Here is a 13614-nt window from a genome sequence, read left to right as displayed (position 1 = left end):
CGCGCCCGCCCGATCCGCGCCCGCCCGATCCGCGCCGGCCCGATCCGCGCCCGCCTGATCCGGGCCGCTTGAGCGGGGCCTCATCGGTGCGGCAGTCTGAGCGGCCGCGGGGCGCACGGCTCAGGGACGGAACTCACCGGGGCGGCGCGGCACAGCAGCAGGCAGGTGTCGTCCTCCCGGGCGCTGTCGGCGAGCATTTCGGCCAGGATCTGCTCGGCGACGTCCTCAAGATCGCCGGTCGCCTCGGCGAAGACGGCCGCGAGCCGCTGGACCGCGGCTTCGAGCGAACCCTCCCGGCGTTCGATGAGGCCGTCGGTGTAGAGCAGGACGGTGCCGCCGGGCGGCAGGTCGACGGTGCGGGTGCGGTACCGCACCTCGTCGATCGGTGCGCCCAGCAGGGGGTCGCTTCCGGTCAGCACGCGCACGTCCCCCGCGGCCCCGCGCAGCATCGGCGGCAGGTGGCCGGCGTTGGCCCAGCGCAGCCGCCCGTCCGGGGCGGCCTGAAACAGCAGCGAGGTGGCCATGTCCTGCGGCTGAAGGTGGACGACCAGCCGGTGCAGGCGCGACAGCGCCTCGCCGGGGGTCGCGCCGTCGATGGCGTAGGCGCGCAGCGCCGTGCGGAGCTGCCCCATGAAGGTGGCCGCCCGCAGCCCGTGCCCGGTGACGTCGCCGATGGCGGCGGCGACCTGCCCGTCGGGCTGCTCGAACGCGTCGTACCAGTCGCCGCCGACGTTCAGCCCGGCTTCGGCGGGCAGGTAGCGGGCGGCGAACTCCAGCCGTCCGGCGGGCGGCAGCTCGGTCAGCATGGCCCGCTGGAGACGCTGCGCGACACCGTGCTCGTACTCGTAGCGCATCGCGTTGTCGATCGCGACGGCGCTCAGGCGGGTCAGCTCCTCGTAGACGGCGACGTCCTCGGCGGTGAAGGGCTGCCCGGCGGGCGTGTAGGCGACCGCGCCGAGCGTCCGTTCCCGGGAGACCAGGGGAATCGCCAGCACCTCCCGCTCGGCCGGAACGGTGACCAGGCCCGTGGCCCGCAGTGCCGGATGCGGCGTCGCGTGGTGCACCAGACCCGCCGTGAACGCCCGCCGCGCCTCGTCGGGCACGTCTCCGCTCGTCTGGCCGAACGGGACCAGCGACCGCTGCGCGTCCGCCAGCCAGATGTCCAGGACCGCGACGCGCTGCGCGGTGATCAGGGAGTGCAGCCGGCCCAGGATCTGCTCGTGGTCCAGGGACGCCGACAGGGTCGCGCCCGCGTGCGCGAGAAACGCCAGGCGGGCCCGGGTGCTCTCGGCGGTGGCACGGGCCTTGCGCTCGGCCTCCAGCAGGTGCGCCTGGACCTGCGCGGCGTGCTGGAGCTGCTCGGCCGCCTCGGCCATCTCGGCGTGCAGCTCCAGAGTGCCGCGGGTGATCTGCTCCAGCTCCCGCTGGAGCCGTCCGAGCCGCTCGCGCTGCTGGGCGATCAGCCGCAGCAGGCCCAGCGTCATCGTCAACCGCACCTCGCCGGCGGGACGGCGGGCCTTGCCTCGGGTCACCAGGGTCTCCTTGGCGGGGCAGGCACCGCGGCCGCCCGGCACAGCCGCCCTCGTGGCCCGGATCCCGACTCGGCCGTCGTCACTCAGGGTGCGCCATCCTGATCGTCTCGTGGTTTCGCGGAATCATCGGCGTCCTATCGGGGAGGGCGGAAAGGGACCCAGGAGCCGAGTACGAGGACCTGCTGTGAACCAGCCCGCCGACAGGACCGCCCCGCCCCTCGATCACAGGCTGCCGGAGCAGGCCGGACAGGCGTTCATCACCGTCTGGTGCCGCTCGCAGGAACAGGTCGCCGGCCATGTGCCCCGCTCCCAGCTCGCGGCGCTCGAAGCGGTCGCCGCGAACCCGGACCTCAGCCTGCGCGCCCTGGCGGACTCGCTGGGCGTCATCCCGTCCTCGGCCAGCCGGCTGTGCGACCGCCTGGTCTCCGCGGGGCTGCTGGTGCGCACCCCGCGCGACGACAACCGGCGACAGGTGGCGTTGCGCCCGACGCCCACCGGCGATGAGCTGCTGCGGGACCTGAGCCGCCGGCGGCAGCAGGACCTGGAGGCGGTCCTGAACCGGATGACCGCCGAATCCCGCGAGGAGCTCCTGCGAGGACTCGCCGCCTTCACCGAGGCGGCCGGCCAGTAATAGTTGTCATGCGGCAATCGTAGAGGGTGGCTCGTGCGGGCGACACCCCCGGGCACCGGGAGTTGTGCCGCCTCGCCCCGTCCTCGGGCAGTCCACCCACGGCCTGTGTGTGCGGAGGAACACCGCACTACGGAGCGGTCGCCTCCCCTCGGACACCCACTTGCCGCGTCCTGTGACTACTGCCGCGCGGCAAGTATCCCGACCCTGAGATCGCCTACCACTTGACCCGCGTTAACGGGAGACCGCGCTCTGCTCGTCGGTGGCGCGAAGGTGGGCCGCGACCTGGCGGGCGTCCTCGTAGGACGTGAGGGTGACGCGCATGCCGATCTCGTCGCGCAGCGCGCTGGTGATCTTCGACAGGCCGCGCTTGAGGTGGCTCGCCGGGATGGACGGTTCGGCCGGGCGGTGCGCGCGGAGCAGGTCCGCGGCCGAGCGGAGCTCGCCGAGGGAGTACCGGCCCCGGTTCGTCCACCAGGGGATGGTGGAGGTCACCTGGTAGGCCCAGTGGCGGCGGCACGCCTCCTCCAGGAGGTCCCGTATCGCCTCGACGCGCTTGCGGCTGAGTCCGCCGGTCGTGTAGCGGAACTGGTCGCGGTTGAGGTTGAGGAGCTGGAGGTCCTCGCCCGCGACCTGGACGCCGGGCAGCCGCTGCAGCGTGGCGACGCCCTCGTCCGGTGCCCGGCGGGTGAGGCGGTAGCGGCCGGACTTGATGGTCAGAATGTATTCGCCGTATTCCTCCAGGAACGAGAGCCACCGCAGGGAACGGTTGATCGGCTCACCGGGGACGCCGACGATGATGAACACGTGGGTCTGGATTCCGGCCTCGTGGAGATTGGCCAGAATCCTGCCGTAGTTCGCCGGGTGATTCCACGGTTTCGACTCCTGGCGGAGCGTGTCCGGATCCAGCGATTCCAGGCCGAGCTGTACCGCCGAGCATCCCGCCTCGGCCAGGGCATGGCACTTTTCCGGGTCGAGGAGTTGGTCGCTCGCGGTGAGATAGCACTGCCAGGTGGCCTTGTGGCCGATCCGCGCGAGTTCACGGCCGATTTTCAGCTGCCTCGGAATGGTGAGGTACTCGTCGACGAAGTCGACGCGGGTCGCGCCGAGCGCGGCGATGTGTTCGGCGACGCGCCGCTCCGACATCACGCGCGGCTTGTGCAGGAAGGTGTCGCTGCCCGCGGCGATCGAGCAGAAGCCGCAGCGCATCGGGCAGTTGGACATCGTGTAGAGGGGCGGCACGAAATCGGGGCTCCACTGGCGGATCCCGCGGTCGAAGACCGGGGTGGGCAGCGACTCGTAGTCGACCGGCGACAGGGTGCGGGGCGTGACCCGCACGGTGTCGCCGTCGCACCACACCACTCCCGCGACCGAGCCCGGCTCCGCTCCTTCGACGAGGTCGACGACGGGCCGGAAGCCTTCGGCGTAGACGATGGCGTCCCAGTGGCCGAACAGGGCCGCGAACCGCGGATCCTGATAGGCGCCCATGGTGCGGGCCCAGTAGTTGCCCCCCATGAACAGCCGCACCGTCGGGAACTCCTCGCGGACGAGGGCGGCGAGGACGCACGCGCTGACCAGCTGCCGCTCGTCGGCGACGCTGATGCCGACGACGTCGGGGGCGGCGGCGCGGATCCGGGGCAGCTCCACCTCGGCGAAGTAGTCGTGGAAGACGTGCTCCCGGCGGCGGTCGAGCACGGCGAGCAGCTCGCCGACGTCGCCCTTGAACACCCGCGAGTCGCAGGTGACGTTGTTGCGCGCGACCGAGAAGTCCTCGAACGTCGCCGGGACGGCCGCCGACACCCGTTCGAAGAGGACGCGGACGTCGTGGCGGTCGAGGACGGAGGCGTCCGGGTCGCGGATCGTCGCCAGCGCCCGGCCGACCAGGTCCCCGCCGGTGCGCCGCAACACGTGCTCGACGGCGTCGATGTGCCCGTAGTGCTGGACCACGCGATGACCGCGTTCCTCCAGCAGGCCGGCCAGGTAGCCGATGCCCATCGGCAAATGCCAGACGCTCGATGCCGGCGGATAGGTCAGATAGACCGAGCGTTGCTCGCGCATCGAGGCCGTCCCTCCGTCGATGCCATCGAGGGAAAGAATCACTTTCGATAGAAGCAGCCGGGTGCCGGTCTGACAAGTCCTCATCCGGCAGGGGACGCGGGGGCGCGGGAGAGCGACTCAAATGATCTTTGGACGGTACGGCGACGGCATGCAGGTGATCATTTGAAGTGCCGTTCACGGGCGTCGTGTTGTTCTGATATCGCGGGCTGACTTGGGTAATCGACATTTGTTCGCTACGGGCCCTTCCACCGCCTGCCGGGCGGAGGTACCGTCCTCTTCAGCGAACTCGATATGAAGGCGGGAAGGATTGTCGTTCGCAACCGCAAGCCGGGGTGGCGGAATTGGCAGACGCACCCGACCCACGGGCCGGGTGTCCCCCTTGGGGACGTGAAGGTTCGATGCCTTCCCCCGGCACCAGGTCACACGCGCGGCCCCCGCCACGCGCGCGGCACCCGTGCCGGGGCCAGGTCATACGCGCACCGCCCGTGCCACACGGGCACCGCGCCCCGTGCCACTCGCGTGTCACACGCGCAACATCCGCGTCACACGCGGTAGGCGGCCACGTAGCGGCGCGGGTCCTCCCGGAGGTCCGTCCGCCAGCGGTGCGCGCACTGTTCGGCGAAGGTGCGGCCCGTGTCCAGTACCTCGTTCAGCGGATCGAGATACGCCGGTGCCTCTGGGCCTTCCAGGCCGGCCGCCACCCGTGCCAGCAGGCCCTCCCGCGCCAGCCTGACCAGTTCGCCCGCGAGTTCGCGCACCTGGTCCCCGCCCAGGCGTGTCCGCAGCCCCTCCGCAGGCAGGCGGCGGACCGCCTCGCGATGCTCGTCGATCGTGTAGTCGCGCAGCAGCGCCCATGCCGCGTCCCGGGACGGACGGTGGTAGGCGAGCCCCACCCAGAAGGCCGGCACGGCACCGAAATGAGGGTGCGGAGGTCCGTCAGGGGCCCGCAGCTCCAGGGTTCCGCGCACCCGGACGTGCGTCCAGATCTGAGCCAGGTGGGCCGTCCAATGGTCGGAGTCCGGCCATGAACCGTCGTCGAACCCTTCCGTCAGCGCCGAGGCGAACGACCGGCCCCGGCCGGACCGGAGCCGTCCCGAAGCGTCCCGGTAATAGAGCACGGGGAGGTCGAGCGCCCAGTCGATGACGTCGTCGGTGCCCGTCAGGCCGCTCAGGGCCGGAACCACCACGCCGCACCGGAGCGGGTCCGTCCGCGTCCAGTTCCAGGAACGGCGGGAGAGCAGACCGTCCGCACGCCCCTCGTGCAGGGGCGAGTTGACGAACAGGGCCGCCACCACGGGCGACGCCGCGGCCAGCAACCGCAGCTTCGCGACGAAATCCTCCTCTCCGAGGTGGTCCAGGTGGGCCTGGGTGCACGTCGACAGCGCCAGGATCTCCGGCCCTCCGCCGCCCGCCGCGCCGAGGCCGGCGAAGTGGGCGCGCATGAGGCGGCCACGTTCCAGCGGCACCCAGGACACCGTCCCGAGCCCGTCGAACGGCAGGTGCGCGCCCGGCAGCAGGGCCAGGCCGTGGCGTCCGACGATCTCCGCAAGCGCCGTCAGCCGCTGCCCGACGTCGGACACCGCGCTCACCACGTCGTCGGCGGGCGGCGCCGAGTATTCGAGCTGGCCGCCGTGCTCCAACCCGACCAGGCCGCCGTCCGCCAGCCGGACGCCCACCAGCGCCGCGCCGTCGTGCTGCGGTTCCCCGTCCCATTCCCGCAGCACGGTGGCGAGCACGGCCCCCATCCCGTGCTCCCCCTCGTACGGCGCGGCGCGGCCGGTCTCCGGATCGACGACCCCGCTCTCGATCTCCAGCCCGACGCGTTCCGCCGCCCCCGGCCCGAACAGCGCCCCAAGATCCTCACGCCGCAGCAATGCCCACCCCCGCGCTCAGCCCGAACGGCCACCACTATCACACAGAGTCACTCACCCCTTACCGAGAGGGACCCCGGTCGCCGCCGTGCGCGGCCGGTCAGCTCGAAGGGAGGAAGCCGCCGAAGACCTGCGCGGACTGGGTCGCCTGGATCACGAACCTCATGCCGACGTCGCGGGACCGGCCGGTGGTCAGGTCGACGATGACGCCCTGGGACACCCGAGGGGGCGTCCCCGCGCCGCGCTCACCCGGGTCCGCGGACCTGTCCCTCGGAGCGAAGTAGGTCGTCGGGCCCGTCCAGGCCGTCGCGCCGCCCACACCGCTGAGCCGCCGTTCGGAGGTGATCTTGCCGGTGGCGACGTCCACGAGCACGGCCTTGTCCATCGCCGTGCTGAAGGTGAGCAGCGTGCGCCCGTCGGGCGAGAGCGCGTTGCCGCTGACGCGGCGCAGGTCCACCTTCGGATCGAGCCGGACGGTGGCGCGGGACCTGCCGTCCGGGCCGGTGACGGTCAACGGCGCCCCCTTGGACCAGATGTCGCCCAGGACGATCGTGGACGCGTCCCGGCTGACTCCGATCACGGGTACGGCGGGAAGCGCCGTGGCGGCCCCGGTCCTGGTGTCCACCAGCGTCGATCTGCCGTTCCCGCCCTCCCCCGCCGAGAGGGCGAGGTGCGAGCCGTCGCCGGAGAACATCATCTGGGGGATGGCCTCCGGAGCCGTCCGCGAGCTGACCGGGGTGACCTTTCCCGAGTTCAGGTCGCGGACGACGAGCCGCTGGTCCTTCGCGCGGTAGTACGCGACGCGCCATCCGTCCGGGCTGATCTCCAGCGGCGCGTCGGCGCCCATGTAGTCCCGCGGTTTCACCACGCGCGAGCCCACGCCGTCCGGCAGCCGCCACTGCTTCCCGGACCGGCCGACCAGCCGCCACTGGGCGCAGGCGCCCTTGGCGCTCGTCGTCTCCTTGATGTTCTCGCCCTTGCAGTGGTCGAGGAAGGCGAACACGACCGGTTCGACCTTCCCGTCGGGGAGCGGGCCGGGCAGGACGCGCGAAGGGTTGAGGACTTTCCCGGACTCGACGGCCAGGGGCGCGTCCGGCTGCGCCGCCGGCCTGGCGGTCCCGGTGCGGCCCCCGGCCAGCGTCGTCCCGGCGAGGATCGTGACGGCGGTGGCCGCGGTGGCGGCGACGGCCGGGACGGCGATGAGGCGGACCCGCCTGCGGCGGCGCGCGACGGCCATGACGCGGACGGCGCTCACCTCGGTCGGGGCCTCCTCGGCGAGCTCGTGCAGGGCGTCGTTCAGGCGCGGCCTCATCGCGCCACCTCCGGGATCTCGGTGTCGGTCAGGAGATCGGCGAGCCCGGGTTCGAGGGCGCGCAGCCGCGCGAGGGCGCGGTGGGTCTGGCTCTTCACGGTGCCGACCGAGCAGCCCAGCAGCCGCGCGGTCTCGGTCTCGGAGCGGTCCTCGTAGAAGCGCAGCACGATCAGCGCGCGCTGCTTGGCGGTGAGCCGGCCGAGCGCCTGGCCCAGCAGGACCGACCGGACGGTGCCGTCGGCGATGTCGGGATGCCCCGCGGGCTCGGGCGGCGCCGCGCTCGGGTGGACGTGCCTGCCGCGGCGTCTCCACCAGTTGAGGTGCTCGTGGTAGAGGATCTTGCGCACGTAGGACTCGGGATCGCCCTGGGACGACACGCGCTTCCAGCGGGGCGCGAGTTTCACCAGGGCGGCCTGCACAAGGTCCTCGGCGAGATGCCGGTCACCGGTGAGCAGGTACGCCGACCGCAGCAGCGCCGGTCCCCGCGCCGCGACGAACTCGGGCAAGCCTTCGTATGGCACCATCCGCCTCCTTGTCTCCCGTTACACACACCACGGAGGCGGAAAGGGTTGGCACCCGGCCGGAACTATTTGATCAGACCTTCCCCTCGGCACGTCCACAAGGCAGGGGCCTCACGAGGCCAGCGGGCGAGGGCCGGGTATGGGCGATTCCTTTCCGGAGCGGATGAGGTCTACATGGGAGAGGCGCGGCCCGCGCGGCGGGTCGGTCTCTCTCCTGGACTCCGAGAAGAAGGCCGATCGTCCAATGAGCATCCCCGCGACCATGCGCGCGCTGCGGCAGACCTCCCTCAACGGTCCGCAGGACATGCGGCTGATCACCGACGCGCCGGTGCCGAGCCCGGGCCCGGGAGAGGTCCTGGTCCGCGTCACCGCCGCCGGGGTCAACTTCGCCGATGTCTCGAAGGCCCACGGCACCTTCGCGGGCGGTCCGCGGCCACCGTACGTGGCGGGTTTCGAGGCCGCCGGCGAGGTCGTGACGGTAGGCGGCGCGGTGACCGAACTCCGGCCGGGGGCCCGCGTCGTCGGGGTCGGAACCGGCGCCTTCGCCGAGTACATGGTCCTGCCCGCGGCCGCGGCGGTGCCGGTGCCCGCGGGCTGGACGGAGCAGCAGGCGATGGGCCTGGTCGTGAACTGGCCCACCGCGCTGGCCGCGCTCAAGCCCCTGGGCGGGATCGCCGCCGGGCACACCGTCCTGATCCACGCCGCGGCGGGCGCGACCGGCCAGGCGGCGGTGCGGATGGCCAAGCACTACGGCGCGACGGTCATCGCCACGGCCTCGCCCGGCAAGCACGAGACGGTGCTGGCGCTCGGAGCCGACCACGTGCTCGACTCGGCCCGGGACGACCTCGCCGCCCGGGTGGCGGAGCTGACCGGCGGGTCCGGGGTCGACCTGGTCCTGGAGTCGGCCGGCGGCGCCACCTTCGGCGCGAGCCTGGCGGCCGCCAAGCGGGTCACCGGCCGGGTCGTCGTCTACGGCATGGCGGGCGGCGAGGCCGCGATCAGCAACCGGGGGCTGGTGTACGAGCACCCGGTCCACGTCGTCGGCCTCAACATCGGGGTGCTGATCGAGGCCGCGCCGCAGGTCTTCGGTGAGGTGATGGGCGAGATGTTCGCGCTGGTCGCGGCCGGGGTGCTCTCCCCCTGCCGGCCCACCGCGTACCACCTGGCCGAAGGACCGAAGGCGCTGGCGGAACTGGAGGCCAGGGCCACCGTCGGCAAGCTCGCCCTGCTTCCCTGACGGATGTCGCTCGTCGTGCCTGGCCGGTGAGTCGGAGGTTCCCATGGCTGGAGGCGGAACAGTGGAAACGGACGTCCGCGACGTGGACGCCGCCTCTTCGAGAGGGCGGTTCACGGCGGAGACCGAGCGGTTCCGCCGGGAGCTGCTGGCGCACTGCTACCGCATGGTCGGCTCGGCCCACGAGGCCGAGGACCTGGTGCAGGAGAGCTATCTGCGGGCCTGGCGGTCCTACGCGGGGTTCGAGGGCCGGGCGTCGGTGCGGTCCTGGCTCTACAAGATCGCCACGAACGTCTGCCTGACGGCGTTGAAGCCGCGTCCGATCCGAGTGCTGCCCTCTGGTCTGGCGGGCCCTCACGACGTGCCGGACCGTCCGCCGGACCCCACCGCGCCGGGCGAGGTCGCGTGGCTGGAACCGCTGCCGGACGCGTGGACCGCCGCGTCCCCGGCCGACCCGGCCGCGGTGGCGGTCGAACGCGAGTCGCTGCGGCTGGCGCTCATCGCCGGCCTGCAGCACCTGCCCGCCCGCCAGCGGGCGATCCTCATCCTGCGCGAGGTGCTGGCGTTCTCGGCGGCCGAGACGGCGGAGATCCTCGGCACGACCACGGCGGCGGTCAAGAGCGGCCTGCAGCGCGCCCGGGCCCGGCTGGACGAACTGGACCCCGAGCCGGACGACCTGCTCGAACCGACCGACCCGCGGGCACGCGCGCTCCTCGCCGGCTACATCGCGGCCTTCGAGCACTCCGACGCCGACCTGCTGGAACAGGTGCTGCGCGCGGACGCCACGCTGGAGGCGACGCCGTTCCGCGACTGGCAGTCGGGCCGGACGATGTGCCTCCGCGTCCTCGGCGCCCACGTCCTGGGCGCGCCCGGCGACTGGCGGATGACCGCCACCGCCGCCAACGGCCAGCCCGCCGCCGTCGTGTACCACCGGGACGCCGACGGCGTCCTCCGGGCCGACGGGGTCGTGGTGCTGGCCGCCACCGCCACCGGCGTCTCGCGCGTGGTCAAGTTCCACGACCCCGGCCTGGCCTCGGCGTTCGGCCTCCCGGACGTGCTCGCGACGAGCGCCCGCCCGGACGGAACCAAGATCAATTGATGGGCGCGGGATCTGGACGTCCGGGGCTCCGGCGGTCGAGACTTGCCCGGACGGTCCGTCCGGTGACGCGAGGAGGAGCATGGAGCAGAGCCCCGTCCCCGGGCCGGGTCACCCGCCGGACGCCGAGGCCCCGCCCGGCGACCCGTCGGTCGAGGAGCTGCTGGCCTCCGTCCCGCCCGCCGGGCAGGCCGTGGCGCTGGTCGAGTACCTGAAGCCGCGGACGTCCGGCGACTCGCTCGCCTGGATCGCCGAGCTCGCCCGGATCGCCGAGGACCACGGCCTCGACGTGCCGCGGATCCGGCGGGTGACCACCGACCTCGCCTGGCTCGCCCGGCTGGCCGAGCAGCGCTGCCCGGACGACCGCGAGTGGACGCTCGCCCGCGGCCTCTCCGGCTCGCGGACGCACCGGCTCGTGCTGGCCTACGTCCACGGGCAGCGGCTGCGCTTCGACTACCGCTTCGCGGAGCTGCGGACGCGGACCAACCAGTGGCTCGGCGAGTTCCACGACGACGCGCTCGTCCTCAGCCTCGCCGCGTTCGCCGCGCTCGGCTCCCGCGCGCCGAACGGCCTCGACCTCTACCGCCGGGCCGTCGAGGCGCCGGACGCCGACGACAAGAGCCGCAACCTGGCGCTCACGGCGATCTGGTTCGCCGACCATCTCAGCGGCTCCGCCGAGGAGCTGCTCAGCCTCTCCGAGACGATGATGGCGCGGGGCGAGGGCAACCCGAACGTCCACTACCGGCGGGCGTCCGCGCTCCGGCGGCTCGGCCGCTTCGACGAGGCGCTCGTCGAGATCGACCTCGCGATCGACCTGTTCGGCGTCGGCAACATGCTGGTGCACGAGCAGTACGCGCAGGAGCGCCGCGCGATCAGCGACGCCCGCGAGATGCGCCGCCAGGCCGAGAGCGTCCGCGACGCCCTCAGCGCGGAACTGGGCGGACGCATCGACGAGCGGATCGACGAGGCCACCGCGGCCATGGAGGAGCGCATCGAGGACGCCTCCCAGCAGCTCGCCCAGCGGATCGCGGTCGCCCAGGAGCTCGTCTCCGAGGGCCTGCTCAAGATGGTCGAGGTCCTCGGCCTCTTCGTCACCCTGCTCGGCTTCCTCATCGGCTCCGGCACAGTGATCATCAAGGCGAAGACGTTCCCGGAGCGCGCGATCACGATGGGCATCGTCGTCCTCGGCGCGCTCGTCTTCTTCGCCCTCCTGCGCCAGATAGTCGGCACCCGCCGCAAACGCCCCCACCCCTGACGAACCACGCCCAGCACGGCCAGAGGCCTCCCCCCGGTACCGGGAGGAGGCCTCTGTGTTCGAGTCGGCCCATGAGCCAGGCCACCGCGACCGGCCGCGCCCGACGGTCATCCGCCGGGGGGCGTCGGCTACTGGACCAGCCAGGGGAAACAGTCGGGGCACGGGACTTGCTCGTAGGTGAACTCGGCGGCGTCAATCGTCCGCTCGCGCGGCTCGTACGTGTTCTTCCCCTGAGTGTGGGCCCTCCCGTGCCCCCAAATGATCCGCTGGCAATGGGGGCTGTTGTGGAACATCGTTCCCTTCTCGGTGCTCCACACCTTGGAGGGAGTCCCTGAAGGGCGGACCTTGGCGCCTCTTACACAGGGGGAACAGCGCTCGGGGATACGGCCATGAATACAGCGTCCTGTCTTCATCGCGGTCATTATCCCAAGCAAGCGGTTGCCTGTGCCACCTCTTTTGCCATGCCCGCGGAGGGCCATCCGACGGTGGCGGTACCGCGTGCAAGGAAGGGCCGAGTCCTACGACTATGAGCGGTGGGTGGGGGCGCGGGTGGACTCGTAGGCGGCGAGCGCGTCGGATCTGAGACGGACGGCCCCGGCCGGGGGTCGCTCCGCCGGTCACCGGGCTCGGGCGGTCTCCCGGCGACCGGCCGTCGCCCCTGGTCAGCCCGTCCGGGCCGGGGCTCGTCCGGGCGGCCGCGCGCGGTCCGGAATTTCGGGCGCCGATCAGAGGTCGCCGGGAGCGGCATCTTCGGTCCCGGGACGGTAGATTGCGGGCCTGGTCCTCTCCCTGTTCTTCACAGCGGCCTTACCCGCGGCCTGGCAGGGTGGTTGACCTTTGGACAGGTGTCGACGAACCCGGAGCGAGTGAGGAAACATGTCCGACGACGACAAGCCCCGGGGTGAGCCGGCGGTCAAGGCGAAGTTGCCGAACGCCAAGAACATCCGCAGCCCGGAGTTCACCCCGCACGGCATCAGCGGCGGACGGTCCGGCGGGCAGCCGCTCAAGCCGTCCGCGAAGCCCTCGGGGCTGACCGCCGCCCAGGCGAAGAAGCGGCGCACCATCGCGATCGTGGTCGCGGTCGTCGCGGTGCTCGCGATCGCCGGGGGCACCACCTGGTACGTGACGCGGCCCGAGCCCAAGGTCGAGGTGACCGGGGCGTTCGGCGCGGCGCCGAAGGTGAAGATCCCGGGCTCGGTGACGCCGGGCAAGAGCCTCAAGGTGACCCAGCCGGTCACCGGCACCGGTCCCAAGATCGCCGCCAACACGCTGGCGCTGCTCCACTACGAGATCTACAAGTGGACGCCCAAGGGCGGGGACAAGAAGGGCGCGACCAGCAAGAAGGTGCTGGACACCCGGGAGAAGACCGAGCTCAACCCGCAGCCCGGCCCGCAGCTGCTGCCGGTCGACAAGCTCCAGGTCAAGGGCCTGAAGAACGGCCTGACCAACCGGACCGAGGGCAGCCGCGTCGTGCTGCAGATCCCGCCGGACCAGAGCTTCGACCCGCAGTCGGCGCAGCAGTTCGGCCTCGCCGACGGCGACTCGGTCGTGTTCGTCGCCGACATCCTCAAGGTCATCCCGACCAACGCGGAGGCGACCGGCGCCGAGCAGAAGCTCACCGACAAGAACCTGCCGACGGTCGAGCCGCAGAAGGGCAAGGCCCCCAAGGTCACCATCCCGAAGGTGGACCCGCCCAAGACCATGCAGGTCAAGACCCTGATCCAGGGCACCGGGCCGACCACCACCAAGGACGACACCGCCGTGGTGAACTACGTCGGGCAGATCTGGGGCACCGGCAAGACGTTCGACTCGTCCTGGGAGAAGGGCGCGCCCACGGCGTTCCCGCTCGCCGACCCGCCGCCCGGCGCCATGCCCGGCTTCTTCAAGGGCCTGCGCGACCTGAAGGTCGGCAGCCGGGTGATGCTGATCCTGCCGCCGTCCGACGGCTACGGGAAGTCCGGCAACCCGCAGGCCGGCATCAAGGGCACCGACACGGTCGTGTTCGTGGTGGACATCCTCGGGACGGCCAAGACGAGCTGACCCAGGAACGCTGACCCTCGTCGGGGCGCGGCCCCCCGGGGCCCCCGGGCCCGCCCGGCGGGGGGCG

General features: G+C 72.3%; 10 protein-coding genes and 1 pseudogene. 6 read left to right on the top strand and 5 right to left on the bottom strand.

All coding sequences use genetic code 11. The features are described from left to right. Positions 1-80 precede the first annotated feature (80 nt). Entirely contained in the window at positions 81-1532 is a 1452-nt protein-coding gene (locus AB0J52_RS10075) for a PP2C family protein-serine/threonine phosphatase (protein WP_500181224.1), read from the bottom strand. Between the two features lie 184 nt (positions 1533-1716). Between AB0J52_RS10075 and AB0J52_RS10070 the strand changes: the two genes are divergently transcribed. Continuing rightward, positions 1717-2163 carry a MarR family winged helix-turn-helix transcriptional regulator gene (locus AB0J52_RS10070; protein WP_500181223.1) on the top strand — a complete coding sequence of 149 codons (447 nt, stop codon included), beginning with the start codon at positions 1717-1719 and terminating at the stop codon, positions 2161-2163. Positions 2164-2394: 231 nt separating this feature from the next. Here the strand turns inward: AB0J52_RS10070 and AB0J52_RS10065 are convergent, their stop codons facing one another. Continuing rightward, positions 2395-4218 (bottom strand): B12-binding domain-containing radical SAM protein, encoded by a 1824-nt coding sequence (locus tag AB0J52_RS10065; protein WP_500181222.1) that lies wholly within the window; start codon positions 4216-4218, stop codon positions 2395-2397. 326 nt (positions 4219-4544) lie between these two features. Between AB0J52_RS10065 and AB0J52_RS10060 the strand changes: the two are divergent. Then, positions 4545-4635 (top strand): annotated as a pseudogene (locus AB0J52_RS10060). A gap of 125 nt (positions 4636-4760) precedes the next feature. On the opposite strand, the gene AB0J52_RS10055 reads toward AB0J52_RS10060, so the two are convergent. From AB0J52_RS10055 to AB0J52_RS10045, 3 genes are all read right to left on the bottom strand, one after another. Next, a complete protein-coding gene (locus AB0J52_RS10055; RefSeq protein ID WP_500181221.1) occupies positions 4761-6092 on the bottom strand; it encodes a glutamate-cysteine ligase family protein in 1332 nt (443 codons plus the stop codon). Between the two features lie 97 nt (positions 6093-6189). Then, positions 6190-7401: a TolB family protein gene (locus AB0J52_RS10050; RefSeq protein ID WP_500181220.1), complete on the bottom strand. Its 1212-nt coding sequence runs from the start codon at positions 7399-7401 to the stop codon at positions 6190-6192. Continuing rightward, a complete protein-coding gene (locus AB0J52_RS10045; RefSeq protein ID WP_500181219.1) occupies positions 7398-7925 on the bottom strand; it encodes a SigE family RNA polymerase sigma factor in 528 nt (175 codons plus the stop codon). Before AB0J52_RS10045 ends, AB0J52_RS10050 begins: the two co-directional genes overlap by 4 nt. Before the next feature lie 241 nt (positions 7926-8166). Between AB0J52_RS10045 and AB0J52_RS10040 the strand changes: the two genes are divergently transcribed. The 4 genes from AB0J52_RS10040 to AB0J52_RS10025 all read left to right on the top strand — a co-directional run bounded on the left by AB0J52_RS10040 (position 8167) and on the right by AB0J52_RS10025 (position 13547). Beyond that, positions 8167-9159 (top strand): zinc-binding dehydrogenase, encoded by a 993-nt coding sequence (locus AB0J52_RS10040; protein WP_500181218.1) that lies wholly within the window; start codon positions 8167-8169, stop codon positions 9157-9159. A 61-nt stretch (positions 9160-9220) separates the two neighbouring features. After that, positions 9221-10255 carry a sigma-70 family RNA polymerase sigma factor gene (locus AB0J52_RS10035; RefSeq protein ID WP_500181217.1) on the top strand — a complete coding sequence of 345 codons (1035 nt, stop codon included), beginning with the start codon at positions 9221-9223 and terminating at the stop codon, positions 10253-10255. A 79-nt stretch (positions 10256-10334) separates the two neighbouring features. Further along, a complete protein-coding gene (locus AB0J52_RS10030) occupies positions 10335-11507 on the top strand; it encodes a hypothetical protein (protein WP_500181216.1) in 1173 nt (390 codons plus the stop codon). An 876-nt stretch (positions 11508-12383) separates the two neighbouring features. Next, positions 12384-13547 (top strand): FKBP-type peptidyl-prolyl cis-trans isomerase, encoded by a 1164-nt coding sequence (locus tag AB0J52_RS10025; protein WP_500181215.1) that lies wholly within the window; start codon positions 12384-12386, stop codon positions 13545-13547. Positions 13548-13614 lie beyond the last annotated feature (67 nt).

The organism is Spirillospora sp. NPDC049652, from assembly GCF_040675125.1.
GTDB lineage: Bacteria > Actinomycetota > Actinomycetes > Streptosporangiales > Streptosporangiaceae > Spirillospora.
The sequence above is the reverse complement of the archived record's forward strand: the minus strand, read 5'-3'. Positions and strand labels throughout refer to the sequence as shown.

Bases quoted from the DNA above. Each gene is read 5' to 3' on its own strand.
- AB0J52_RS10065 (WP_500181222.1), bottom strand. From the start codon at position 4,218: ATGCGCGAGCAACGCTCGGTCTATCTGACCTATCCGCCGGCATCGAGC.
- AB0J52_RS10050 (WP_500181220.1), bottom strand. From the start codon at position 7,401: ATGAGGCCGCGCCTGAACGACGCCCTGCACGAGCTCGCCGAGGAGGCC.
- AB0J52_RS10045 (WP_500181219.1), bottom strand. From the start codon at position 7,925: ATGGTGCCATACGAAGGCTTGCCCGAGTTCGTCGCGGCGCGGGGACCG.
- AB0J52_RS10040 (WP_500181218.1), top strand. From the start codon at position 8,167: ATGAGCATCCCCGCGACCATGCGCGCGCTGCGGCAGACCTCCCTCAAC.
- AB0J52_RS10030 (WP_500181216.1), top strand. From the start codon at position 10,335: ATGGAGCAGAGCCCCGTCCCCGGGCCGGGTCACCCGCCGGACGCCGAG.
- AB0J52_RS10025 (WP_500181215.1), top strand. From the start codon at position 12,384: ATGTCCGACGACGACAAGCCCCGGGGTGAGCCGGCGGTCAAGGCGAAG.